The following is a 24,211-nucleotide window of genomic DNA, read 5'->3' as shown; positions in this document are numbered from 1 at the left end:
CGTCGTTTGGTTCTACGGCAAAAAATATGCAAAAAGGTAGTCGAAAGACTACCTTTTAACTATTTTTAATAAAGCTACCAAATCCGTGATTACCATCTGAATGATTTTTTCGTACAAACAGACTACGAAAATGCCTAATATGGCAAAAAATGAAAGAATCTTATCCCAAGCATCTAAATTACCCCAATAAATAGGAATACAAACAGTTCCTATCAATAAATCTAATGGCAATACTAGCTCCAAAAGAAACCCCAAGGGATCTCTTTTGATTCTCAATACCCGATTTTCAGAGTTACTTGTTTTCATAATCATCTCCTTTTTTCTTGAAGATAGATTATGGTCATGACAATAAGCGTCGTTTGATTCTATGGTAAAAAATATGCAAAGAGATAGTCGGAAGACAACCTTTTTTAATGGTTATTTCCACAAGGAGCAAATCTTTTGGATGATTTCTTCCTGAGCCTTTCCTTGCGGATGCGGCACGACAATGCAACGATGCGTTTTTCCAGATTCGCCAACCAGGATAAATTCGCCCGTAGACTCATTTTTAGATTTAAGTTGCCCGCGAGGCTCCCAGCGTTCAAAGAACCGACCGACTCCTTTTCTACTACTGCTGTCTTCATTTACACCTGTCAAAAAAACAGAAACACAGGGTTCCAGGTCATCCATTTCAGCAAGCAACAACTGGGCACATTCATTAATCTGTTCGCTTCTTAAGCCTTGCGTAGTTCCCTGTTTCGCACGGAAATTGATCTTATACAAATCGCTCCAATAGAAATCATGGAAGACATCTGGGCCATACGATTCACCACGAACACGTTCAAGAACATGACCGACCACCCGCCAAAAGGAGGAATCGTCAAAGTAATAACCATCCCTGGATTTGAGCCAAGCCAGTTCATCGTATTCGTAATCGGTCACCAACGGAACCTTGTCTTGCCCAAGGCCATAAGTATCTCGACCGACGAACATCGGCATCCCTTTCTTAAAACGGCTTCGTGGACCAACGAAATGCGTCGGCATAATACCCAAAGCGTCGCTATTGGGCAAAGATTTCACCTTGTCGTAAAGAACTTTGTAAAGTTGTTTAACTTGTGGGGTCATAAAGATAATCCACTTACTTCAAAATTTTACTAAAACTATCCACAATTAAGCCTATATCTGTTTGAACAGATTCATCATTTTTAAATTTATCGAAAACACTAGTCAACTTTTTCTGTATTCTTTCAATATTGTTAATGTCGTTTGAATTTATAAAAGCCTTATCATCCTCAATTGCATCTAATTTATCTTCAACAAATTTTAACATTTGAAAATCAAGAACTTGTTTTTTTCGAACATGCTCCTGCAATATCGGCAAATAATCATCAAGCTCTCTAATAGCTTTAGAAACCTTATCCTTTCTTGTTCGTTCTTCAAGCAGTCTATTTTTTTCATCTCGTTCTTTTCGAATTCTATCTTCCATTTCGTGTCTAATACGTTTTTGTTCCTCCTGGAGTCTTTGATTTTCAAGACGTTCTTTTTCTGAAGCATCCTGAATCAGCCGTTTTACTTTCATTGCTATTTCAGCCTTATTTTCCACATAAAACGTCCTTCCAACATAGTCCAATATTTTCATACAATTCTGATAAGTATTTTTATTTTCAATTTCATACTTATCCATACTCGTCCGACGTTCTTCTATTTTCTTGGAATATTCATCCAATTTCTTTTTTCTACGGAAAAACCAATTCTTCTTCAATTCTTCAGTATGCTTCTCTTGTTCAGAACTAATTTCATTTTCGAAATACTTCACAGCCCTTTCATATTCTGATACAAAGAATATCGCATCATCAACCTTTTCCATATTTCCCAATTCTTTGAAGATATATTGAGCAATTCTGTTCACTCTCTTACAGAATACAACTCTGATTACCACCAGTACTAAAATTGCTAATAAAATTGCTGATGCAATAACGATAATGGAGGCAGTCGTTTCCATATTCACCCCTTCCCAATCAAGCCATTTTTCATATCATTAAGGCTGCTATTGAACGATTTGTCAATCTCTAAATACTTTATTGCATCTTCAAGATTACCTTGGGATTTAAGATAAGTTGTATAAAGTTCAGATTTTTGGTCTTCAAGCTTGCTTATATCTGATGATATGAGCGCGTATTTGTTTGCATCGCTTATATATTGGCGGCGTTCATCCTCTAGGAATTTGATATGTTCGCTCAACAAGTCTCGTTCCTTCGAATACATATTTTCCAAGCAATTTAATTGAGCCGTGTAAAAATCAATTTTCTTTTCATAGGCCGCAGATGCGGCCTCAATCGCAATTCTGAAAGCTTCACATTGCTGCTTGTACATAGCTTCTTCATGGCGATTCTGTTCTTGTAGAATCTCTTTTTCATGCTCATTTTGAATTTTTTGCATTTTTTCCTTATGAGCAAGCTCCCTTTCCAAATTCATTTGTTGCATTTTATTTTGAAGTTTCTGCAACTTTATAGTCTGATGACTTTGCAAAGCGTGATCAAACATTTCAACAACCGAGGATGCCGTTCGGCCTGCACTATCCACAACAGAAGACGCCATTCCCCCTACAGCCCCAACAGCGCCACTCACGGCATTAGCGACACCTGCATCACCAAGCACTTCTATGCTTTTGCAAGCTATTTCGAAAGACTTGTCAATTGAATTATTTTCGTTAGACATGAATAGCACTCCTTGCAATTTGATTATCTCGCCATTTTAACATTTTATCCATGAATTCGCACAAAACACTAAATAAATCATCCAATGACATTGGAGTAGATTCCAACAAAATATACTTCCCTTCACATACAGGAATCTCTTTCGTTGATAAATTAAAAGGAGACGACATTAATATGTTTCCTGCTGTACAACAAGAAAAATCATGTGTATAAAAACGTACACCTATATTGTTAGAATCAAATTTCACTTCCAATTGCATCGTTTGTTTTGAATCAAACCTTATCGTTCCACCTTCATACGCATACAAAATACACGTCAGAGCGATTTCACTAACCTTGTATTCAAATTTTCCCTTATATACTCTATGAATTCGATGATACATTTCCTCAATTTTATTCTTTATCAAGATATCAATAGAAGCCATGGGAAAATTGAGGTATTTTTCATTTAATATTTTAAACTTTCTTATTTCCTCAGAATGATTCCATGATTTTTCATTTGAAGGATGATGTATGGGATAAAATAATACTGAAGGATATGTTGAATAGGCAAAGCACCCAATGTCTTTCATCCAACCGTCCACATTTCCGTCAGGTTTTGGCATCATTTTCTTCAGATATTCGCCCCAAACAAAAACTAGTTTAGGCTTCAAAATGTTTAAGACGCATTTTTCTTTATTTTTCGTACCAAAGAATAATTCTTCAGCCTCTTGCTGAAAAACTTGTTTATTTTCTTCTAGCCAGCTATGATCATGAAATTTAGGAGTACCTACGCATCTTTGAAAATAATTGTAAAAAGCCAACGAGTCCCACACACTATCACAATTACGATCTTTTTCAGAAGCGGTCTTCAACAGATTCGCCATGCGTCTAAAATTTTTTCTTATACCTTTAGCCTGTCCTTTGGGGAACTCCTTAAAAGAAGAAAAATTATATTTCCAATTTTGATTTAAATATTCACCAACAATAACTTCAAATGTATAGCAAAGCAAACAATCCTTTTCTCTTCTTCTTTCTTTCTCCGAATAATGAGATTCTCCTAAAACAAGAATCCGAGGATTAGAATCCCAATAATCCTTTCCAATAAATGGTATAAAATTGACGCAAGTATTCTCAAAAGGCTTACGACATTCCAACCACAGTCGATTATAAGTATCTTCATTCATTTATATCAACATTTCCATTTTCTATAAGGTCTTCTTTTACACAATCTCTTTCAATAAATGTTTTAATAGCGGCATTTCCAACAATATTTGTTGACACCCCATCAAAAATTGAACCAACAACGCATCCCAAAACTGGAACCATTTTTCCTATGTTAACAATCCCAGTTGATCCACCTTTTGTAAGGAATCTGAATCCAATTGCCCTATTGATTTTTGTAATCATTTTTCCTGTAATTTTAGGCATTATCTTTTTTACAAAAACTTTTTCCGTCGTTTTTATTCCCGCCTTTTTTAAGAATGATTGTACGCTCTCTCCTAATAAGCAACATTTGACAGCAGTCTGCAATTGGTCATTTCTTAAATCACGAATTCCACCAATATAAGCAATCGCAGCTATCATTCTTATTTGAATAAACAAAATACTCGAAACATTAATCGGAAGCGTCGCTATCATTGTAGCGAAACCTCCAAATCCAGTAATAGCTCCATCTACAGCGGCCTTTGTATTCTGCCACCGAACAAGCGCATTTGCAGCTTTTATTGGAGTTTTATACTTAGCTAGATAAGTTTTAGCCAAATCTGACGCGGAATCAACACCAGGAATTGATCCATCCACCACAACGCCATATATTTTATCAATAGCCTTTACTACAACATTACTTTGATTATCAGCAGAGTTCTCATTTTTGATTTCTTTTTGAGGATCAAGCTCTCCCGACACTTGCTCATTAGCCTGAACATCTTGATCCGCAACATCTTTAATAGATTTTTCGTCTTTTTTAAAAACAGAAGTCACACGTTCCAAGCCATCGCTAATGATTTTCGTACTTTCAGCAATTTTTTGAGCATTCTGTTTGATTACATCTAGATTTAACTTTACCATATAAAGCTCCGTTTTCTATGACATCCGCAAGCAATGAAAAATTCCAACTTACTCCAATTTTTACATCACTTCATGTTTCCCGCCACGACTGCAGTTGCCGTTAGCGATTGTCCAAAAATCATATTCAAATCCGCATTTGGCGCACACATATTTCGGACCTTGTTGCATTCCGCGATAAGGGTCATGCTTGCCACCCTTGCTACAGCCACCGTTTGCAATAGTCCAGGCGTCATAAGACTGTCCGCATTTTTTGCAATAAAAGTTCATTTTCCCTCCTTTTTTACTTCACAATCAACGCTACAATCGCAACGATCAAACCGCCGAGCAACAGAGCGGCAATTACGACGGCGATGACCATAAACCATTTGGCGTATTTCAGGATTTTCACCAAGGCAGAATTCTGGTCCTTTGAAAACTGCTGAACCACATTCATGGTAGCAGTCACAAGGAATCCGATATCATCGAGCCAGCCCACTACGGGGATGGCATCGGGAGCCAAGTCGATGGGCGACGCAGTGTACAAAAGCGACATGATCATCAAAAAAACGGCAAGCCCTTTCTGCACGGGCGACGCACCGTTCATATCCTTCACATCGAAAACTTCGGGTTCTTTATCCATATTTTTTCCTTCTTGAAAAGAAATATATCCTATTTTCTACAAAAGAGTGCAATTCCCCACAAAAACTATAGTTTCCCCTCAAAAAACGTTGTTTTTGATGTTCCAATTTGGAATAAATAGGGCTTAGTAGTCTTTCACACAGCGGGCTGCACAGGCGCAGGAAATGTCGTACAAGAAATTGCCAATGTAGGCGTCATCTGAGAAGTTATAGAACTGAACGCGACGGAACCTATTGTCCATTTCGTCGCGACTCCAAAATGTGGCGGTACTACCAATTTTGGCATTTTTGCCATGCGAGATGCAGTCCGAGGGAAATATGCTAAAGCCAAACAGATCTATTTGTTCTCCGGGAGATACGCCTCGCGGAAAGTCTTTGTCAACCATCCACTCGCCAGCCAACTTTAAAACCTTCGCCACACTGGAATAGACTTCTTCGTTATCCACGATTCCCGCAAATTTTCCACCAACATTATGGAAAAGAATTCGCCATTCATCTACTGTCGGCAAATGCCACCCGTCAGGTATTGCATCCGACAATCGCTCCCTGCAATAGAGCTGAATTTCACTTTCGCATTTGTAACGCAAGTTTTCGGCAAACCAAATTTGATTACCGATTTTCACAGTTCGATAGGTTTCTCCATCTCGCGGGTCCGTAAAGTATGAGTCATTCATAAAAGCCTCTTTTTTGTTTTAAGAAAATGTTGTCATCAACAGTCCTTCACGCAGCGGATTGAATTTGCGCAAGAAAAGTCGTTCCAAAAACGGTCGAGAACGGCATCGTCGTAGAAGTTGTCCAGGCAAACGCGGCACGCCCACTTATTTTGCCCAACAGAACTCCAAAAACGCGTGTGTCGGCCACGCGCTCCACAAAAACCGAATTCTTCCATGCAACCCGCTGGGTACGCAGTAAAGCCGAAAGCATCGGTGCTTTTGCCGACAGGGAAAAGTTCGTCTTCTTCCCAGCCGTCTTTGGACTTTAACGCAAGAGCCGCCCCAAGGTAAGTTTCGGCACCATGCTCGCCCATTTCGCATTTTGCACCGACGGCATTAAACAGGTCTCGCCAATCGTCATTGTTCGGCAAACGCCAACCTTCGGGGACAGCGGCTTCCGCAAATTTCCAGTAGTAGCACAAGCCATACTTTTTCACATCCGGATCGCAGCTCCAATCGTAGGGCGGGGTTTCACCATTCAAGCACAAATACCCCATGCCGCCGGCATACGCCTGCGCACCTTCGCATTTATGCCGCAAGTTTTCGGCGAACCAAATCCGATTTCCGATTTTCACGGTGCGGTAGGTTTCTCCGTCTCGCGAGTCTGTAAAATATGAGTCATTCATAAAAACCTCCTACATAATCAAGTTCACCACGAGCTTGGTCATGGTTTCACATTTTTCGGGTTTACTTTCAGCGATGAGCAGCGTGAGTGCGACTAGGGCACCATCGCTTACGATTTTGGAACCATCCACACGATAAAGGATATCGTTGCGCGACATGTACCACAAGAAAATGAATGCGGCAATGCGCTTATTGCCATCGACAAAGGAGTGGTTCTTGACAAGCAGATACAGGAGTGTTGCCGCCTTCATCTGCACGGTCGGATAAAGTTCCTTGCCGTCGAAGGTCTGGTAAATTTGTCCGAGTGAACTCTTGAAAGAAGCATCCTTTTCGACACCGAAGATTCCGCTGTCACGAAATTTTTCCTTGAGTACACCAATCGCTTCCATCGCCTGCTCGTAGGTGATGGGGCCGTTCGTTTCGCTGTAGTCTACACCGGATTTCGGCAATTCCAGCTGCTGGTGGTCGTAACGATCCAAGGTTTCAAGGGCCGCACGAAAATCACCGATGACATTCGATATTTCAAGTTTTTCCATTCTGTTCATGACGCACTCCTTTTAGGGGAACATCACGAATATAGATTGAGCATGCGACAATAGACGTCGCAGTTCGCCCTATTGCACGCCCTACTAAAATTTTGTATATTCTTGCCGATGTGAGCTAATCCCGCTGACCGAGGCGTACGCATCCACGGGCGGGTACATTCCTACTCGCAGTCGTAGGTCCGGTTCTGACGGAGGCGAAAGCCCTGGCCTTGGAAAACCCATGCGGAATACGCTGCGATACATATACCGACTTGCCTAGCGGTCGGCTTCCATAACAAACCAACAATCAGTTATACACCATTCGTGTACGTTTTTTCGTACGCGAGCAAACCGCTATAAAGCAAAGGTTCTTTATGAATAAGGAACAGTACGCAGGCATGCTCAAGGAAATCAGCGACACCCACAAGCAGGGAGGCGATGTTTCCGCATGCATTGCAAAATACAAGGAACGCTACAAGTACGTCTATATCTACAACGACGCCGTCATCAAGTTGCTTCTCGGGGTTCCCGAGAATGAGTCGATTGCGGTGGATTTCTTCAACGCGGCACTTCATCTTTACGGAAGCGACTGCATCGAACACCTCACCTTCGTGAACAAGGAACTCCCCGGGACAATCACCAAGAGTTCTTTTTCGGACATCGTGGCCGAGGACCAGCGCACGGACCGCATTGTGCTGGAGGTCCAGCACATTGAGGACGAAAGCTTCAACAGTCGCTTGGTGTACTACGCTTCGAAGCACACGGTCGCAAGCCTTGCCAAGGGGCACCCGTACAATCTGAAGAGCTTGAATCTAATTAGCCTCCAGATGTTCGTGGGGTTCCCGGAATGGAAGAACTACGTGCACACGATCCGCCTCAAGAATCAGGATAACGAGGAATTCTACAAAAAGCAGACCATCACCCTGGTGGAAATACCCAAGTTTCTTAAGGGTGGGTTCGAGGCCGACAACAGCCGTTTTGCCCAGTGGCTGCGTATATTTGACGGGCTGAACAACGAATCTTCCGTACCCGTTCCTGAAGGGTCGCCGTTCTCCCTCTTGCAGAAAAAGGCCGAATTGAGTAAATTTACGGAAGAATTTCTTATTAGCGAGGCTATGAAGATGAGCGACCGTGAATATGAACTCTACGTAGAAAAAAAGCACGCCCGTGCCGAGGGCCTTGAAGAAGGACGTACGGAAGGTGCCGACAATAAGGCTCGTGAGATGGCAGCCAAAATGCTCGCAGAAGGTGATTCTGTTGAGAAGGTCGTGCGCATTTCTAAGCTGACAGAAGCCGATGTTCTTGCAATCAAGGCAAGCCTCGAACATTAGCCGACACATCGTCAAAATTATGCAAAAAAGGTAGTCCAAGGACTACCTTTTTTCACATTTTCAACGCACAATTGGCGAGACTTAGTAAATAAACAGCATTTCTCTGTACTTCGGCAAAGGCCACATTTCGTCGGGGACGACCTTTTCGAGGCCATCGACAACCTTGCGGAGCGCAGCCATTGCATCGAGAATGCCTTCGTGCAGGCCGTTCAGGCTTTCTTCCATCGTAGCGATGGCGGCACTCAAGTTCTTGACGCCTTCGCCGAGAGACTTCACGTAGGCATCGACGCCAGGGAATCCCTGGTTGAGAGCCATTTCGTTGGTCTTGAGGGCGCTAGAGTAAGCTTCGACGACCTTCGGCAAGATAATGTTCTTGGCCATGTCGCGGCAGACTTCGCCTTCGATGTGGATGCGCTTGTGGAAATCTTCGACATTGATTTCGTAGCGGGATTCCATTTCGCGGCGGTTCATGACGCCATACTTTTCGAACAACTGAATGTTTTCTTCCTTGGTGAGAGCCTTGAGGGCTTCCACGGAGGTGCGGATATTCGGAAGTCCGCGACGTTCGGCTTCGGCGACCCATTCATCGGTGTAGCCGTTACCGTTGAAGATGACGCGCTTGTGTTCCTTCACGATCTTCTGCAGAATCTTTTGCAGGCCCGTGTGGAAGTTCTTTTCGTCGAGTTTTTCGAGCTGTTCAGAAATCATGTCGAATGCTTCGGCGACGATGGTGTTCAGCACCACGTTCGGTTCGGAGCAGCTCTGGCTAGAACCCGGTGCGCGGAATTCGAACTTGTTGCCGGTGAAGGCGAACGGAGAAGTTCTGTTGCGGTCGGTGGCGTCGCGCGGGAGCGGCGGAAGCATGTCAGCACCAATGCGGAGTGCACCAGCTTGCTTACTGGACTTGGGCACGCCTTGTTCAATCTGTTCGATGACATCCATGAGTTGGTCGCCGAGGAACATAGAAACGATTGCCGGAGGAGCTTCGTTTGCACCGAGGCGGTGATCGTTGCCGGCGCCAGCAGTCGTCATGCGGAGCAAATCAGCATGGGTGTCGACAGCGTAAATGATAGCGCAGAGCGTGGTGAGGAACACGGCGTTCTGGTGCGGGTCCTTACCCGGATTCAGGAGGTTGCCCTTGCCGTAAGACACAGACCAGTTGTTGTGTTTGCCGGAACCGTTCACGCCAGCGAAAGGTTTTTCGTGCAGCAGGCAGACGAGGCCATTCTTATCGGCCACGTTGCGGAGCACTTCCATAATTTGCATGTTGTGGTCGCAAGCGAGGTTCACTTCTTCGAACATCGGAGCGAGTTCGAACTGAGCGGGAGCGACTTCGTTGTGGCGAGTCTTGGCCGGAATGCCGAGCTTCCAAAGTTCAACTTCGACTTCGTTCATGAAGTTCAGGATGCGGGCCGGAATGCTACCGAAGTAGTGGTCATCCATCTGTTGGTGCTTGGCGGGAGCGGCACCGAACAGCGTGCGGCCGGCCTGGTACAGGTCCGGGCGTTGCAGGTAGAAACGCTTGTCGATCAGGAAGTATTCCTGTTCGGCACCGAGCGTGACCGTCGTCTTCTTGGGGCCAGCCTTGAAGCAGGTCATAAGGCGGCGAGTAGATTTAGAAAGAGCTTGCAAACTGCGCAAAAGCGGAGTCTTCTTGTCGAGAGCTTCGCCGGTGTAGCTGCAGAATGCCGTCGGGATGCAAAGCGTGGCACCGTTGCCGTGGCGCTTGAGGAACGCCGGAGAAGTCGGATCCCAGGCGGTATAGCCGCGGGCTTCGAAGGTGGATCGCAAACCGCCGCTCGGGAAGGACGATGCGTCCGGTTCGCCGACGATCAAGTTCTTGCCGCTGAAGGCCATGATGGCGCGGCAGCCTTCGGGTTCAAGGAAGGAGTCATGCTTTTCGGCAGTAGAACCGGTGAGCGGCTGGAACCAGTGAGTAAAGTGAGTTGCACCGCGGTCCATAGCCCACTTTTTCATGGCATGGGCGACATCGCCAGCAATGCTCGGGTCAAGGGCAGCGCCTTCGTCGATTGTCGCAAGCAGTTTCTCGCAGACATCCTTGGGCAGGTATTCGCGCATGGCGTCGGCGTTGAACACATCTTCGCCGTAGAAATCCACATTTACCGGAGCGGCCGGCTTGACAGGCGCGGTCGGTTCCTTCGCGATTTCGTTGATGGTCTTTTTGCGGTAGCTTACGCTCATTTTGAACCTCATTTTTGCCATATTATGGCTGTTTTTCAATTTATGAAAGGAAATTAGGAATAAAAATGGGGTCTGGCACCCGAATTTTACAGGTTTTGAAACAAAATGTTTTACAATATTGTAAAATTAAGGTATATTATTACATTATTGTAAAACTCATAAGGCGTTGTATGAGCATAGGGAGATCCTTCGACTCCGAGGCTACGACTCTACGCTCAGGATGACAAATTGAACGAAACAGAAGAAATAGAGAGACTGAAAGCGGAGATCCGCGAATTGCGCAACATCATCGACGAGAAGCCGGGAAAGATGGTCGGCAACAGCGGTGAAATGCGCGCGGTGTACAAGCAGATCAAGGCTTGCGCGGGTAACGATGCACCGGCGCTCATCTATGGCAATGACGGCACCGGCAAGGAACTTACCGCCCGCACCATCGCAGAACTTTCGCCCCGTAAAGACAAGCCCTTTGTCGTGCTGGGCTGCGCCAACCTTCGCGAAAGCTTCGGGAACCCAGCCAACACTTTTGAAAGCGAACTCTTCGGCTACGAACGCGGAGCGTTCCTCGGCGCAAACACTCGCCGCATCGGAAAGGCGGAAACCGCTAACGGCGGCACCTTATTTCTGGACGACATCTCAGCACTTTCCCCCTCCGATCAAGAAAAGCTGCTCCGCTTTCTGCAAGGCCAGACATTCAACCGCCTAGGCGGAAACATGCAGCTGCATTCCGATGTGCGACTGATTGCGGCATCTAGCCGAAACCTCGAAGAAATGATGTTGCAGAAGCTATTCCGCGAAGACCTTTTCTACCGTTTGAATATCGTGCAGATTACGCTCCCCGACTTGGCGCAGCGCAAAAGCGACATCCTGCTTTTGGCGGAACACTTCATATCGCAAGTGAACCTGAAATACGGCAAGCATGTGGTGCGACTTTCGACGCCCGCCATCGACATGCTCATGAGTTACCATTGGCCGGGCAATGTGCAGGAGCTGGAGAACTGCATCGAGCGCGCAGCACTTGCCACTGACGACGACTGCATTCACTCCCATAACTTGCCACCCACCTTGCAGACCGATGAATCGGCCCGCAAGCCCATGCTCACGGGAAAGATTGCGCCACTGTCGACGCTCATGGATACCTACGAAAAGGAAATTCTTAGCGAAGCATTAAAAAGAAACGGCGGCAACATGTCTGCCGCCGCCAGAGATTTAAGCATTTCGCCGAGAGTCATGCACTACAAGGTGCACAGGCTGAAAATAATTCAACGTTAAATTGCTTCCTCCACGCTTCGCTCGAAGCTGGCTTACTGCGTTCCTCGCTATGACGTCTGCATCTACCTAACGTTAACCTGGACCGCATCCTTGTCCACGCGTACCGTGTAGCTACCGGACTTGGACACATTCACACGCTGGGACCCATTGGATACAACACCGCGTTTTACAATGCGACCATCCATATCGAACACCATGTAACGTGCGCCCAGGCGGGCTTCCTGAATTTCGAAGGCTCGGTTATCGAGGACCACATTGAAGCGAACCACGAGTTTCTTGAAGGTCGCCGTATAAACATCGTCTTCAAGCACCCACGCGTCAAAGGTGTACTTGACGCCGTTCTTCGAGTAATCCTTGGGCTTCACACTCAATAAGGCGCGGGCAATAGTCGTATCGGCGCGATCCGTATAGATCACCACGATTTCACCCTTGTCGCCATTGGCATCGTAACGGATCGTCTTCTGGAACAAGGGATACAAGCTCTTGTTGCCGGAATCCTTTTCACGCATGGCCTTTACGCGGTCGCCGCGACCCTTGGTCTTTGTATACCAGCCATTAAACTTCCAGCTCGTATCGGACTTCATGACCGCATCGGGCAACTTGGTCACCACGCCAGGCCTGTAACCGTCAAATTTCTTGGTCAGTTCAGCACCCTTAGGCAGGTGGAAATTAATCTTGAATAGGAGATTTTCAATCTTCACAAAGAGGGGTTCATAAATACCCGTCTCTGTATTCAAAACAAACTTTGCAAATTCGTATTCATACAGAGAATCGGCAGCCTTGGTCGGAAGCGGAATGACGGGATCGTGTTTTGCAAACGCATCCTTGATCAATTCCTGCAATTCCTCGTCCGTTTTAAACTTAGAATCCTTAATGTCAATATGGATGGTATCCTTCGCTCCGGTACCATAGGCAACGATGATTTCCTTGGGACGTTCAGATTGTTCAAAGATCGGTTCATAAACCGCCAACGAATCGGACACCCACTTCAAGGAATAAACATACTTGTCATTATAATCCTTGGTCGGGAGCTCAATCTTAGGTTCATAGGACAGCAAGGCTTCGCTAATAGCATTGCTCACCAGCGAATCCGATTTGACGTCGCCGATGTCCACCCAAACCGTATCCTTGTCTTCGGAGCCGTAGTGGACCTTGACACGCTTGGACCAATAGGGATAAAGCATCAAGTCTGACTCACCGCCATACTTGCCGCCAAATTCATATTGCTTAGAACCACCATCGGTCAAGGCCCACCCATCATGGAGGAAACTGACCCTGTAATCACTATTATAGTAGGAATACTTTTCCGACGAGAGCACCAATGTATCGCCATGGGTCTTGTAGTCAATTTCCACGGAACCCATGCCACGAACACCTGCGGAATAAATCACCTCGTATTGTCTCGGAATCCATTTCGCATACAGGGTAACCGCACCAAAAGAGCCTTCCGAAATCTGAGTTGCCAACTGGGTATAGTCGGCATCGTAATACCAGCCATCGAACAGATAGCCGATCCTGTTCTTCGCAGAATCCAGAATAATCGTTTCGTCTTCAATCGTATAGCTGGTGGGGTTCGATTCCTTATTTTCACCACCATTCATCTCGTAAGTGATCGCATACGATTCAAGATTCCACTTGGCGTACAGGGTAATATCCTCCGTAATAGCCGTATTGAAATCAAAGGCATTCTGACAAGCGGGTTCAATAAACCAGCCTCCGAAAGAATAACCGTCCGCTGTCGGTTCAGGCTTTACCGCCTTGCCGTTCTTTTTAATTTGCTGGGAATGCAACTCGCCGCCTTTTCCCTGTTCATCGAAAGCGACGGTGTAGGTCGCATTGGTAGACCAGACGGCATAATAAGTCAAACCTTCTTCAGCAACGCCCAATACGGCCAAGGGTTCCGTTGCCGTCTTGGTTTTGGCCCAACCGGTAAAATAGTACATGTCGTCAGATGCATCGGTATAAGCAGCCGGAGCAGTAACCGCAACGATAGGATCGCCGAGTCCAATCTTCTTTACGGCAACACCCGGATTCACGTCGTTGTTATAGTCGAACGAAACTTCAATCGCCTTTTTCCAGACCGCATACACTGTCCTCTGACCATAAACCGTATCGATAACGGTCGACGTCACCGGAGCGGTTGCGGCGGGATCCATCGACCAGCCCCAGAAAATACTGTCACCTTCATAAATCGGAGCCGTAATTTCATCACTCGTCACCACTTCTGCAAAGCGTAAGTACTTGACCGTTTTGGCTCCTTCCGGGAATTTGCCGCCGTTAGCATTGAATTTAATGGTGAAAATGGTTTCGTTCTTCTCGTTTTTCGAAACACCCTGGTTGGTAATGTGGTCTCCCGTAGACCAAACTCCATCCTTAGAGCAAGTTGTTCCATTCCATTCGCCTTCGTTCAATATACAGGCAATTTGCTCTTCGTTAAGGATGGACGCCGAATAAACACCGTTCGAGGAACCGAGAGCAACGCCCTTATCCACATCGTTCTGGTCGTAATAGGAATTCTTTACAAGTGTCGTATTTCCTTCATAACGGAAACCGATTACGCCACCGTCTCGGGCTGTGGAATCGTTGATAAACTTACCACCGTCATAAACGCACGATTCAATTTTGACATTGTTCTTTGCCTGACCGATGATACCGCCTACATAGGCTTCGCTACCTGAAATTTGAATCGAAATGATGCTCAAGTTGTTCTTGATGGTACCTGAATCCGCATTACCGACAATGCCGCCGACAGCCTGGCCCTTACCGCTGTTGTAGATAATGCCCGATGCGTAGCAGCCCTCGACCGTTCCAGACTTCTGCCAAGCAACAATAGTACCCACACTGATTTTATTGTCCTCTCCTTTAAGAATCGATCCAATATCGGTTGTAGCCTTGATGTATACGCTGTCTAGAACCACATTTTTTACGGTACCATTATTCAAGGCCGCAATAAAGGCAATATTCTGTCCATAATCCCTATTAATGCTAGAAATATGATCGCTACTAATGCTCAAATTCTTGATAACCACGTGGTTGCCGTCAAATATACCGCTAAAGTATTGGTCTCCCTTTCCTGCAGCGATAGGCACAAAGGGCTTATGATTCATGTCGATAAAGTTTGCGACAACCTTGGCATTCAGCTTCACGTCACCACGAGCCGAATGATTCACCGTATCGGAGAACCACGCCAAGTTAGCAGCGGATTCAATCATGAAATAATCTGTTTTACCAATTTTTTCAACCTTTGCCGGAGTCTTGGTTACACCATCCCAAACATCCGCCCACACAGATTGAGCTCCCAACAAGAAAATAAGCAGGGAGAGCACCTTTCCGAGAGAAATCTTACCTGTATTCATAGACATTCCTCTTATTCTAGCGTTTTGTCCTTCAGCAAAAACAAGGAAAACCACTAGGAATCCTTCTTGACACAAAACTAATTATTTTTTTTTACAAATTCCATTTTTTTTAATATTTTTTTGCGCAATGGCTATTTTTTACTTATTTTTTGTACTTGAAACCCTGTTTACGGGAGCCAACGCACGATTATGACAACAATTCGCAAAATTTTAACCCTCAGCAGCCTTTTGGCTGTTTTCGGATTTGCCCAAGGATCCCCCGAACCTCCCCCCGCAAATAACGATGGATGGGACGAATGGACCGAATCCAGCGATTCAACCGCCACGAGCCAACCGCAGGTGGCCAACCAGGATTCTACGGCAAAGGATACCTCTGCCGTCCAGGCCGTTGCAGACAGCACTAAGCCTGCTGACACCAACAAGGTGGCCGAAGTCCCCCAGGACTCGCTCAAGGCGGACTCCACCGTTGCAGACAGCGCGGCTCCTAAAAAACCCCGCAACAAGATTACCTACGCCGACTACCAGAAGAAGGTCCTGCGCGCCGCCAAAAAGCGTTCGAAGACCTTGCACCACGGCCTAAGCCTTGTCAGTGCAGACTACCATGACAAGAACTACTGGCATACGGACCATGAGGCCAACTGGGGCATGGGCATGGGTATGTACTACTTCTACAGGCGCTACATTGGCAATTACCTGGGATTTCAGGGCAGGCTGGGCGCCCTCTACCGTTACTCCCGCTGGACCTTTGACGCCGACGAGCAGGACGGAAAGCTTTCTACCGGCGAAAAGTACACCCTGGTACAAAACCTTGACCGCAAGTACTACAACTTCTCGGCGGACATGCCTCTCACGGGAAAGGTCGGTTACCATGTCAAGGGCACGACCACGTTCCTTTTCGCCAGTGCAACATTTGGCCTGGCCAAGCCCATTTACGAAATGACCGATACCGAAAACAGGCTCTACCTTAAGACAAACGACAAGAACCTGAAGGCTGACCTGGACTTGATCGGCAATGCCGGCCAGAGCCCCTTCCCCGTTTACGAAAGCCACCAGACCAACAAGTTCTTTTATATGGACGACTGGGAAACCAACGGCTGGATCGGCCTCGGTATCGAAAGCAGACTGGTCTCTATCGAATTCCAGATGTTCGCTATTGGCGGTGCATCGCAAAATGCAAACCACCGGTACTATCACATTGGACACGACAGCCACCCGACCTGGCGCATGTTCCTGGACTTTAGCATAAGGTAATGAGGTAACGTTATGAATCAGAAAAGCTTTATGTTGAAACTCGTTACCGTTCCGTTGTTTGCCCTGACGGCCCTGCAGTTTACAGCCTGCGGCGACAACCCCATTGAAGCCGAGAACAAGAAACAGGTTGAACTTTCCATTGACGTGGATTCGGCCCTGGACACCCTGGCAAGCCGTCGCGAAAACATGGATTACTATTCTTGCTACGACAAGACCAAGCGCTATGTGGCCAACTACAAGAAGCGTTGCGACAACTTTATTGAAAGGTATCGCGGCAGCGACGCCGACTCGGTGCTGAGCCTTTCCACCGTCATCAGGATGGTCAAGGACGAAGACGGCTACAACGACAAGGGTAGCTTTATCGGAGGCAGCTACGATGATCCGGCCATTAACTACCTGCAAGCCTCGAAAATGCTGAGCATCACGCTCACCAGCTACAAGCAGACGGCAAGCTCCATTAGCAAGAGCGAAAAGATTGGCGACCCTGAAATCAGGTTCCTCGTGAAGTCCTATATCGATTCCGAGCCTTCGGAATACGACCCGCTTTCTGCAACGGTACTAGACACAGTCGACGTCAAGGAATGGAGCGGCGAAAAGAAAGTCGCCATCCAGATTCCCCGCGGTATAGACGCCATCAAGATCTGCCCCGTACTCAGGGACAAGAACGAGCATGATGCCTACTACGACGACGAAGACCTGTTGAAGGAATCTGACTGCGTCTCCGTGAAAAACCTGGGATGGGTCGAAGAGAACAAGGTCAAGTCCCAGACCACGAAGGGAGACAAGGCAACCATTTCCTGGAAATGGTTCCTGTACCCGATTGAATAGCTTAATTGCCTTGAGCGCGGCGAGCGGCCTCTGCGGCTTCACGCATGCGCTTGCGGGCTCGCGAGCCGGGACGATTCTTGCCGATGGTACGGCGACCCAGCTGGTCTTGCGGATTCACCTTTTGAACTCCCTCGCTCCCAAAGCTTTCGCTTTTTTGAGCGGGGCGTTTTTCGTTTTGCGGCTTAGGCTTATTGCTGGGCTTCTGTCCGCCTTGACGGTTTTCGTTGCGGTTATCGCGGCTGTCGCGATTGTTGTTACCGGGCTTGTTTTCGTTACGGCGGTTGTCACGATTGCCGCCACGGTTCTTGAATCCGCGACCACGGGCATTGCGCATTTCGCTTTCGGGAGTTTCTTTCTGCTGGGGCGGGAGCTTTTCGTAGATAGCCTTGTCGCCTTCGGGAATACTGATGCGGGTCAGCTTTTCGATGGCGCGCAAGTCCTGTTCTTCGTCGGGAGCGCAGAAAGAAATGGCGATGCCGTCTTTGCCAGCTCGGGCGGTACGGCCAATGCGGTGCACGAAGGTTTCCGGCACATCGGGCAGGTCGTAGTTGAATACGTGTGACACGTCGTCCACGTCAATACCGCGGGCAGCAATATCCGTTGCCACCAAGACGCGGATCTGTTCGCACTTGAAGTTGCCCAAAGCCTCTTGCCTGCGATTCTGGCTCTTGTTGCCGTGAATGGCGGCACACTTGATACCAGCCTTTTCAAGCACGCGGGTAATCTTATCGGCGCCGTGCTTGGTGCGGCTAAAGACCAGCACCTTCTTCATTTCGGGGTGGGCCAGCAGCAGTTCCTTGAGGAGAGCGCCCTTGCGGCGCTTGTCGATGCGGTAGAGCTCCTGGTGAATGCGTTCGATAGGCGTGCTCTGGGGCGCCACCTCCACCCTCACTGGGTTCGGGCGCAGGATCGTGGCGGCAAGCTTCGTAATGTCATCGGGCATGGTCGCGCTGAAAAAAAGATTCTGGCGATTCTGCGGCAACAGCGCCACCACCTTGCGAATATCATGAATAAAGCCCATGTCCAACATGCGGTCCGCTTCGTCCAGCACAAAGAATTCCAAGGCCTTCAAGGACACCGCTTTCTGGTTAATCAAATCCAGCAGGCGCCCTGGCGTTGCCACCAAGACATCTACGCCGCGAATCAGGTTACGCTTCTGGCTTACATCGCTAACGCCGCCGAAAATACAGGCGGTAGAAATTGCCGTAAACTGGGCGTATTGCTTAAAACAGTCTTCTACCTGAATGGCAAGCTCGCGGGTCGGGAGCAAAATAAGGGCGCGGCAAGTCTTGGGCGCACGGAACTTCCCGGAATCCAGCAACAACTGCAAAATCGGGAGCGCAAAGGCGGCCGTCTTGCCCGTACCCGTCTGGGCGATACCCAGCAGGTCACGACCCTCCAACAGACTCGGGATTGATTTTTCCTGAATCGGAGTGGGTTGTTCGTAACCGACAGCGCGAATGGCGCGCTGCAAGGGATTAGCCAAGGGAAGTTCTGAAAATAGCATATTAATGTCAAATGTAGAAAATGAAAGCGTTGTTCACTACTATAAGAAGAAAACCCTTTGAGGATTGTGTTCCTCAAAGGGTTTTCTTTTAGAGAGAGGTTTTAAAGTTCTTATTAAAGCTTGACCTTATAGGACTTGCTGCCCACCTTGACAACATAGACGCCCTTGGCACCGGTGTAAACCTTCTGCACGGCACCGAGACCGCGAGTAGTACGCACCTGATGGCCGAGGCTGTTGAACACGGTAATGTTCATGCCCTGAGCGCCACCTACGACGATATAGTTGTCAGAAGACCTGTAAACAGAGACATGGAAGTCGTTCGGAATTGTCGGGGCAATTGCTGTGCTTTGGCAATTAGGATCGAACGGATTGTTGCAAACTTGTCCCTCAGAGCTAGAAGAGTTGTCAGCCGGGCCTGCGCTAGAAGAAGAAACTTCGGAGCTGGAAGAAGACGGGCCAGCACCTTCGCCTGCGATAACGATATCACCTGCATTCGGGACGGCATCAAAGATAGCATAGCCACCTTCAATCTTGGCTTCGAGCTTGGCACCCGCCTGGGTGACTTCGGCCTTGGAAAGGCTCGTCTTGACCTTCAAGGTAAGCGGATAGTCGTAATCGGAAATGTTGTCCTTAATATTATGCGTCAGCTTAACGGTAGTGGTGCTGCCGCTGGTGGATGCAGAAACCTGAGAGGCCTTGCGTTCCTTGATATACATGGCGACATGGCCCATCGGGGCAACCCAGATATCCTTGTCATTCTGCTGAGCCCACTTAAGAGCACCTTCGATAGCGCTGATATCCGTCGGCGAGTAACTGGCACCACCATTGTTCTTCCCCTGGAAACCATGAGTAAGGAACATGACCCATCCATTGCTGCTAACGGCCTGTTGCATTAAGCCCGTAAAATCATTCGTAGACTTGACGCTGTTCTCAGCACCCGTCATGGCTGCCGGAACTTTAGCCCAGTTGCTCGGGCCGTCTTTACTCATCACATCGCTAGGGATTTGTGCCCAGCTGGCATTGCAAACTCGACCCGCAATATAGTTCTGCAGAACCTGCCGCTCATCGGGAACATTGCAGTTCGGGTAAGCAAGGGTTATGCATCCGTATTTCTGCTTGATCTTTTCGTTAATATGGCTCTTTGAAGATGCAATTTCACTATTGGGCATAGTTCCATTACCCGGGTGAGTATCACTATGACTAGCCATCTCATGACCAGTATCCGCCATTTTTTGGAAGCCGTTCCAGTCCGGAGTATTCCAACCAGCAGAGACAATCAGATTAAATGTAGCCTTATAGTTGTACTTATCAAACAACGGGCCCGCATCGCTCACATGGCTCGGGGCGCTATCATCAAACGTGAACGAGGTAGCCCCTTTGCGGAAACCAGACCATGTAGCAATTTCTGCATCTTGGGCGTAAATCATTGATGCGCCCATAAGAGCTGCAGCAACAGTCAATTTTTTGTAATCCATACTCGGACACTCCTTGCATTATTTCACTCGCCCATAAATATATATATGGGGTATAAAAAAAGGCCCTTTCGGGCCCATATAGCGTTGTTTCAATTTACAACGCCTAATCGCAACACTTTTGTATAAATACGTTTACAATATTTAGCCGAGTTTCTGGAGGAAATCCATGAACAGGTAGAGAGCCGGTGCAGCCAGGTAGAAGGAATCGCAGCGATCCAGAACGCCGCCGTGACCCACGAACAGGTTGCCGGAATCCTTGGTACCGCTCCAACGCTTGAGTGCGCTCATCAAGAGGTCGCCCACCTGACCGGCCACCGTCAAGAGCAAGCCGATAACGACGGCAGAGCCCCAGTTGATTTCGGCACCGAAAACAGAGAGTGCCGTGCTGCACTTGGCCCAATAAGTCACCCAGACGATGGTAGCGACAGAGCCTGCAACAGAACCTTCCCAAGTCTTTTTCGGGCTAATGCTCGGAGCAAACGGATGACGACCGAAGGGGCCCTTGCCCGCCGCAAACTTTCCGAAGAAATAGGCGACGGTATCGCAAAGCCAGCACGACGTCATGACCAGGATAAACGGATAGCAATGTTCAAAACCCTGACCGTTACCCATCATGAGCACGTTCATGCCGCCCCAGAGACCCACATAGAGAGGAGCTCCAAGCTGCATCACCAGCCAAGGGAACAGATGGTCGATTTCGACCTTCGCGAATGCCACGCCAATGTAGATGGCAAAAATCACGAGGAAGGTCATTCCCACCACGTAAGGCACGGCCGGAAGACCAAAGAAAGCACCCTTAGAAAGAGCCCAGGCAATCGTAAGGGCCAGGGATGCCGCAAACGAAAGGTAGCGGGTATCAGGGCCCTTGTACATTTTGCATGCCATGCCGGCCCATTCCCAGGCGCCGACACCGGCCAAAAAACACATCAGTCCTACGCGGCTGTAGTCGCTGAACCACAGCAAGAAGAATACGATAGGAATGGCGATAAACGCCGTAATTAAACGCTGCGCAAGATTACTCATGCAACACCTTTCCAAAACGTCTTTCTCGAGTATTAAAGAACTCGACGGCCTTCAGGAATTCCTCCTTGGTAAAGTCGGGCCACAGCGTATCCGTTACGTAGAACTCACTGTAGGCGGCCTGCCAAAGCAGGTAATTCGAAAGCCTGAACTCTCCCCCGGTACGGATTACGAGATCCGGATCGGGAGCCCCTTTTAAATACAAATTCTTAGCGAAGAGGGTCTCGTCGATATCTTCGACCTTGATAGCCCCCGATGCTACCTGCGCGGCAATGGAACGGGTCGCTTCTACAATTTCTTGCCTGCCACCGTAAGAAATGGCGAGGTTCAGTTGCATACCCGTATTCTTGGCAGTCTTGTCGATAGCGGACTGGAGACTGGCGCGAGGCTTGTCCGGCAAACGGTTCATGTTTCCAATTACCGTAAGCTTTACATTTTTTTCCATAAGGTCGGGAATTTCCTTGACCACCATCTCGATCAGAAGGTTCATCAGGTAATCCACTTCCTTGGAAGGCCTGCCCCAGTTCTCGGAGCTGAACACATACAACGTCATGTGCTCGAGCTTAAGGTTGACACCGACTTCCACAGCATCGATAGTCGCCTGGGTGCCCTTGCGGTGACCCAGGAAACGTTCAAGACCGCGGCTACGGGCCCAACGCCCGTTACCATCCATGATAATCGCTACATGTCTAAGCTGATTTGCCACGCAAACCCCGGACTACACCTTGAGGATGTCTGCTTCCTTTTCGGCCAGGAGGCTGTCAATCTTGGCAATAGCCTTGTCGGTAGCCTTCTGGATTTCGTCCTGTTGCTTCTTGACTTCGTCTTCAGAAATTTCCTTGTTCTTCTTGAGAGAGTCGTTAGCATCGCGACGAATGTTGCGAATTGCCACGCGACCTTCTTCGGCATGCTTGCGGGCAATCTTTGCAAGTTCCTGACGGCGTTCCGTGGTAAGAATCGGGAGCGACACGCGGATGCAGTTGCCGTCCTTCATCGGGGTAAGACCGATGTTTGCAGCAAGAATAGCCTTTTCGATCGGGTCCACCATGGTCTTTTCCCACGGAGACACAAGCAGCATGCGCGGTTCGGGCACAGAAACCTTGGCCACCTGAGAAATCGGAGTCGGCGTACCGTAGTAGTCGATACGCACGTCATTCAGGATAGCGGGACTTGCCTGTCCAGCACGGATTTTCGAAAATTCACGTTCGGTGGCCTCGATGGCCTTTTCCATTTTTTCGGTATATTCTGCCATAGTTATTTGTTAGTTAATAGTGAATATTTACTAGTAGCGAAATATAGATAATTGATTTTAGGGGAGCAAAAAAAGTGAGCTTTTTATAAGTGAAAACGAAAAAAAACGGCACCTCCTTTTAAAAATTCTAAATTTGACTATATGCCTACTAAAAAGCCCAAAGTTTTCGTTGTTCATTTAGGATGCGCCAAGAACCAGGTCGATGCAGAGAACCTGGTCGGCGAAATGCTGCACGCCGGCTTTACCACTTGCGACAGCGCCGCCAAGGCGGACTACATTCTGGTGAACACCTGCGGATTTATCGAAGCCGCCAAGGAAGAATCCATCAACGCGATTCTCGCACAAATTAACGGCAAGAAGCCGAAGCAGAAACTGATTGTATCGGGCTGCCTTTCGGGTCGTTACGGTGACGAACTGGTGAAGGAACTCCCCGAAGTCGACTACTGGGTAGGCACCTACAAGCCGGGCGAACTCTTGAAGAAGATGGGCATCGTGGCTCCCGCTACTTGCGATGCAGAAAACTTGCCCCGCATGAACCTGGGCGGATTCAAGCACCACGCCTACCTGAAAATTGCCGAAGGCTGCAACCGCCGTTGCGCCTACTGCGCCATTCCGCTCATTCGCGGCAAGCAGGTTTCCCGCAGCATCGAAGACATCGTTGCAGAAGCCAAGGAACTTGAAAAGCAGGGCGTCCAGGAAATCACGCTTATCGCCCAGGACACGACTTACTTCGGTCGCGAAAAGGGCAAGAAGGGCGGTACCCTCGCCCAGCTTTTGAAGGCCATTCTCGACAATACGAACATTCCGTGGATCCGTACGCTTTACTGGTACCCCATGTTTGTGGACGACGAGCTCCTGGACCTGATGGCCAAGGAACCGCGCCTGGTGAAGTACGTGGACATGCCGATCCAGCATGCCAGCGACAACGTGCTCAAGAACATGAAGCGCAACTACCGCAAGAAGGAACTCGTGGACATTCTGCACAAGATTCGCGAGCGCATTCCGGGCGTTACGCTGCGCACCACGGTGCTTGTCGGGTTCCCCGGCGAGACCCACGAAGATTTTGAAGAACTGATGGAACTCCTGGAAGACATCAAGTTCGATCACTTGGGCGGATTCGTATTCAGCCCCGAAGAGGGCACCCCCGTGATGGAAATGGACCTGCCCGCCGTGGACGAAAGCGAAGCCCGAGCAAGGCTAGACGCCGTGACCGACTTGCAAGAAGAACTGGACGCCGAACACGCCGAAGCGATGATCGGAAAGACAGTCCGCATTATCATCGACCAAGTGGCCGAAGAAAGCGAATACCATTTCTACGGACGCACCGAAGGCAACTCCATGGAAAACGACGATATCGTGAAGGTGCTGGAAGGCGATGCCGACGTGGGAGAATTCCGCGACGCACTGGTTGTCGACGCCGAGCCCCATGAACTGATTGTGAAGCTGGTGTAGGATGCGATTGTACACAAACCTTCGGTTTGTGTACCTGCCCCTCGG

23 protein-coding genes are annotated in these 24,211 nt (G+C 48.0%); 5 read left to right on the top strand and 18 right to left on the bottom strand.

Annotation, left to right across the window (positions count from 1 at the left end; translation table 11 throughout):
- Positions 1–48: 48 nt before the first annotated feature.
- The 11 genes from ACJMNB_RS01125 to ACJMNB_RS01075 form a co-directional block, all read right to left on the bottom strand.
- Positions 49–306 (bottom strand): hypothetical protein, encoded by a 258-nt coding sequence (locus ACJMNB_RS01125; RefSeq protein ID WP_405338099.1) that lies wholly within the window; start codon positions 304–306, stop codon positions 49–51.
- A 111-nt stretch (positions 307–417) separates the two neighbouring features.
- Entirely contained in the window at positions 418–1,104 is a 687-nt protein-coding gene (locus ACJMNB_RS01120; protein WP_405338096.1) for a hypothetical protein, read from the bottom strand.
- A 13-nt stretch (positions 1,105–1,117) separates the two neighbouring features.
- Complete coding sequence (locus ACJMNB_RS01115; protein ID WP_405338093.1) at positions 1,118–1,981, bottom strand: hypothetical protein; 864 nt, start codon at positions 1,979–1,981, stop codon at positions 1,118–1,120.
- A 2-nt stretch (positions 1,982–1,983) separates the two neighbouring features.
- Positions 1,984–2,697 carry a hypothetical protein gene (locus tag ACJMNB_RS01110; RefSeq protein ID WP_405338090.1) on the bottom strand — a complete coding sequence of 238 codons (714 nt, stop codon included), beginning with the start codon at positions 2,695–2,697 and terminating at the stop codon, positions 1,984–1,986.
- A complete protein-coding gene (locus ACJMNB_RS01105) occupies positions 2,690–3,862 on the bottom strand; it encodes a hypothetical protein (protein ID WP_405338087.1) in 1,173 nt (390 codons plus the stop codon). Before ACJMNB_RS01105 ends, ACJMNB_RS01110 begins: the two co-directional genes overlap by 8 nt.
- Positions 3,855–4,745 carry an EcsC family protein gene (locus tag ACJMNB_RS01100; protein ID WP_405338084.1) on the bottom strand — a complete coding sequence of 297 codons (891 nt, stop codon included), beginning with the start codon at positions 4,743–4,745 and terminating at the stop codon, positions 3,855–3,857. Before ACJMNB_RS01100 ends, ACJMNB_RS01105 begins: the two co-directional genes overlap by 8 nt.
- Before the next feature lie 60 nt (positions 4,746–4,805).
- Positions 4,806–5,012 carry a hypothetical protein gene (locus tag ACJMNB_RS01095; RefSeq protein ID WP_405338081.1) on the bottom strand — a complete coding sequence of 69 codons (207 nt, stop codon included), beginning with the start codon at positions 5,010–5,012 and terminating at the stop codon, positions 4,806–4,808.
- Between the two features lie 13 nt (positions 5,013–5,025).
- A complete protein-coding gene (locus ACJMNB_RS01090; RefSeq protein ID WP_405338078.1) occupies positions 5,026–5,364 on the bottom strand; it encodes a DUF1232 domain-containing protein in 339 nt (112 codons plus the stop codon).
- 123 nt (positions 5,365–5,487) lie between these two features.
- Positions 5,488–6,036 (bottom strand): FISUMP domain-containing protein, encoded by a 549-nt coding sequence (locus ACJMNB_RS01085; RefSeq protein WP_405338075.1) that lies wholly within the window; start codon positions 6,034–6,036, stop codon positions 5,488–5,490.
- 35 nt (positions 6,037–6,071) lie between these two features.
- Complete coding sequence (locus ACJMNB_RS01080) at positions 6,072–6,701, bottom strand: FISUMP domain-containing protein (protein ID WP_405338072.1); 630 nt, start codon at positions 6,699–6,701, stop codon at positions 6,072–6,074.
- Positions 6,702–6,710: 9 nt separating this feature from the next.
- On the bottom strand, positions 6,711–7,244 hold the full coding sequence (locus ACJMNB_RS01075; protein WP_405338069.1) for a type II toxin-antitoxin system death-on-curing family toxin: 534 nt from the start codon (positions 7,242–7,244) through the stop codon (positions 6,711–6,713).
- Positions 7,245–7,597: 353 nt separating this feature from the next.
- Between ACJMNB_RS01075 and ACJMNB_RS01070 the strand changes: the two genes are divergently transcribed.
- Positions 7,598–8,554, top strand: a complete 957-nt coding sequence (locus tag ACJMNB_RS01070) for an Rpn family recombination-promoting nuclease/putative transposase (RefSeq protein WP_405338066.1) — start codon at positions 7,598–7,600, stop codon at positions 8,552–8,554.
- An 81-nt stretch (positions 8,555–8,635) separates the two neighbouring features.
- Here ACJMNB_RS01070 and ACJMNB_RS01065 read toward each other — a convergent pair whose 3' ends face one another.
- Entirely contained in the window at positions 8,636–10,756 is a 2,121-nt protein-coding gene (locus tag ACJMNB_RS01065) for a glutamine synthetase III (RefSeq protein WP_405338063.1), read from the bottom strand.
- A gap of 228 nt (positions 10,757–10,984) precedes the next feature.
- Here ACJMNB_RS01065 and ACJMNB_RS01060 point away from each other — a divergent pair, with 228 nt between their 5' ends.
- Complete coding sequence (locus ACJMNB_RS01060; protein WP_405338060.1) at positions 10,985–12,025, top strand: sigma-54 interaction domain-containing protein; 1,041 nt, start codon at positions 10,985–10,987, stop codon at positions 12,023–12,025.
- Positions 12,026–12,087: 62 nt separating this feature from the next.
- Here the strand turns inward: ACJMNB_RS01060 and ACJMNB_RS01055 are convergent, their stop codons facing one another.
- Positions 12,088–15,381, bottom strand: a complete 3,294-nt coding sequence (locus tag ACJMNB_RS01055; protein WP_405338057.1) for an InlB B-repeat-containing protein — start codon at positions 15,379–15,381, stop codon at positions 12,088–12,090.
- 189 nt (positions 15,382–15,570) lie between these two features.
- Between ACJMNB_RS01055 and ACJMNB_RS01050 the strand changes: the two genes are divergently transcribed.
- Both ACJMNB_RS01050 and ACJMNB_RS01045 read left to right on the top strand, forming a co-directional pair.
- Positions 15,571–16,632 carry a hypothetical protein gene (locus tag ACJMNB_RS01050; protein ID WP_405338054.1) on the top strand — a complete coding sequence of 354 codons (1,062 nt, stop codon included), beginning with the start codon at positions 15,571–15,573 and terminating at the stop codon, positions 16,630–16,632.
- Positions 16,633–16,644: 12 nt separating this feature from the next.
- Positions 16,645–17,460 carry a hypothetical protein gene (locus tag ACJMNB_RS01045; protein ID WP_405338051.1) on the top strand — a complete coding sequence of 272 codons (816 nt, stop codon included), beginning with the start codon at positions 16,645–16,647 and terminating at the stop codon, positions 17,458–17,460.
- Between the two features lies 1 nt (position 17,461).
- Here the strand turns inward: ACJMNB_RS01045 and ACJMNB_RS01040 are convergent, their stop codons facing one another.
- From ACJMNB_RS01040 to frr, 5 genes are all read right to left on the bottom strand, one after another.
- A complete protein-coding gene (locus ACJMNB_RS01040; RefSeq protein ID WP_405338048.1) occupies positions 17,462–18,967 on the bottom strand; it encodes a DEAD/DEAH box helicase in 1,506 nt (501 codons plus the stop codon).
- 113 nt (positions 18,968–19,080) lie between these two features.
- Positions 19,081–20,442 (bottom strand): polysaccharide deacetylase family protein, encoded by a 1,362-nt coding sequence (locus tag ACJMNB_RS01035; protein WP_405338045.1) that lies wholly within the window; start codon positions 20,440–20,442, stop codon positions 19,081–19,083.
- 141 nt (positions 20,443–20,583) lie between these two features.
- Entirely contained in the window at positions 20,584–21,465 is an 882-nt protein-coding gene (locus tag ACJMNB_RS01030) for a phosphatidate cytidylyltransferase (protein WP_405338042.1), read from the bottom strand.
- Positions 21,458–22,168: an isoprenyl transferase gene (locus ACJMNB_RS01025; RefSeq protein ID WP_405338039.1), complete on the bottom strand. Its 711-nt coding sequence runs from the start codon at positions 22,166–22,168 to the stop codon at positions 21,458–21,460. Before ACJMNB_RS01025 ends, ACJMNB_RS01030 begins: the two co-directional genes overlap by 8 nt.
- 12 nt (positions 22,169–22,180) lie before the next feature.
- The gene (frr, locus tag ACJMNB_RS01020) at positions 22,181–22,714 is read right to left on the bottom strand and encodes a ribosome recycling factor (RefSeq protein WP_405338036.1); all 534 of its coding nucleotides are present in this window, start codon (positions 22,712–22,714) and stop codon (positions 22,181–22,183) included.
- Positions 22,715–22,855: 141 nt separating this feature from the next.
- On the opposite strand from frr, the gene rimO reads away from it, so the two are divergent.
- Entirely contained in the window at positions 22,856–24,166 is a 1,311-nt protein-coding gene (gene rimO / locus ACJMNB_RS01015; protein WP_405338033.1) for a 30S ribosomal protein S12 methylthiotransferase RimO, read from the top strand.
- The last annotated feature ends 45 nt before the right edge of the window (positions 24,167–24,211 follow it).

It is taken from the genome of Fibrobacter sp. (assembly GCF_045131395.1).
GTDB lineage: Bacteria > Fibrobacterota > Fibrobacteria > Fibrobacterales > Fibrobacteraceae > Fibrobacter.
The sequence above is the reverse complement of the archived record's forward strand: the minus strand, read 5'-3'. Positions and strand labels throughout refer to the sequence as shown.

Excerpts from the sequence above, each read along its gene's own strand:
- ACJMNB_RS01080 (WP_405338072.1), bottom strand. The coding sequence starts at position 6,701 with ATGAATGACTCATATTTTACAGACTCGCGAGACGGAGAAACCTACCGC.
- rimO (WP_405338033.1), top strand. The coding sequence starts at position 22,856 with ATGCCTACTAAAAAGCCCAAAGTTTTCGTTGTTCATTTAGGATGCGCC.
- ACJMNB_RS01035 (WP_405338045.1), bottom strand. The coding sequence starts at position 20,442 with ATGGATTACAAAAAATTGACTGTTGCTGCAGCTCTTATGGGCGCATCA.
- ACJMNB_RS01070 (WP_405338066.1), top strand. The coding sequence starts at position 7,598 with ATGAATAAGGAACAGTACGCAGGCATGCTCAAGGAAATCAGCGACACC.
- ACJMNB_RS01120 (WP_405338096.1), bottom strand. The coding sequence starts at position 1,104 with ATGACCCCACAAGTTAAACAACTTTACAAAGTTCTTTACGACAAGGTG.
- ACJMNB_RS01075 (WP_405338069.1), bottom strand. The coding sequence starts at position 7,244 with ATGAACAGAATGGAAAAACTTGAAATATCGAATGTCATCGGTGATTTT.
- ACJMNB_RS01125 (WP_405338099.1), bottom strand. The coding sequence starts at position 306 with ATGAAAACAAGTAACTCTGAAAATCGGGTATTGAGAATCAAAAGAGAT.
- ACJMNB_RS01105 (WP_405338087.1), bottom strand. The coding sequence starts at position 3,862 with ATGAATGAAGATACTTATAATCGACTGTGGTTGGAATGTCGTAAGCCT.
- ACJMNB_RS01050 (WP_405338054.1), top strand. The coding sequence starts at position 15,571 with ATGACAACAATTCGCAAAATTTTAACCCTCAGCAGCCTTTTGGCTGTT.
- ACJMNB_RS01085 (WP_405338075.1), bottom strand. The coding sequence starts at position 6,036 with ATGAATGACTCATACTTTACGGACCCGCGAGATGGAGAAACCTATCGA.
- ACJMNB_RS01045 (WP_405338051.1), top strand. The coding sequence starts at position 16,645 with ATGAATCAGAAAAGCTTTATGTTGAAACTCGTTACCGTTCCGTTGTTT.
- ACJMNB_RS01115 (WP_405338093.1), bottom strand. The coding sequence starts at position 1,981 with ATGGAAACGACTGCCTCCATTATCGTTATTGCATCAGCAATTTTATTA.
- ACJMNB_RS01090 (WP_405338078.1), bottom strand. The coding sequence starts at position 5,364 with ATGGATAAAGAACCCGAAGTTTTCGATGTGAAGGATATGAACGGTGCG.
- ACJMNB_RS01095 (WP_405338081.1), bottom strand. The coding sequence starts at position 5,012 with ATGAACTTTTATTGCAAAAAATGCGGACAGTCTTATGACGCCTGGACT.
- ACJMNB_RS01100 (WP_405338084.1), bottom strand. The coding sequence starts at position 4,745 with ATGGTAAAGTTAAATCTAGATGTAATCAAACAGAATGCTCAAAAAATT.
- ACJMNB_RS01040 (WP_405338048.1), bottom strand. The coding sequence starts at position 18,967 with ATGCTATTTTCAGAACTTCCCTTGGCTAATCCCTTGCAGCGCGCCATT.
- ACJMNB_RS01030 (WP_405338042.1), bottom strand. The coding sequence starts at position 21,465 with ATGAGTAATCTTGCGCAGCGTTTAATTACGGCGTTTATCGCCATTCCT.
- ACJMNB_RS01065 (WP_405338063.1), bottom strand. The coding sequence starts at position 10,756 with ATGAGCGTAAGCTACCGCAAAAAGACCATCAACGAAATCGCGAAGGAA.
- ACJMNB_RS01055 (WP_405338057.1), bottom strand. The coding sequence starts at position 15,381 with ATGAATACAGGTAAGATTTCTCTCGGAAAGGTGCTCTCCCTGCTTATT.
- frr (WP_405338036.1), bottom strand. The coding sequence starts at position 22,714 with ATGGCAGAATATACCGAAAAAATGGAAAAGGCCATCGAGGCCACCGAA.
- ACJMNB_RS01110 (WP_405338090.1), bottom strand. The coding sequence starts at position 2,697 with ATGTCTAACGAAAATAATTCAATTGACAAGTCTTTCGAAATAGCTTGC.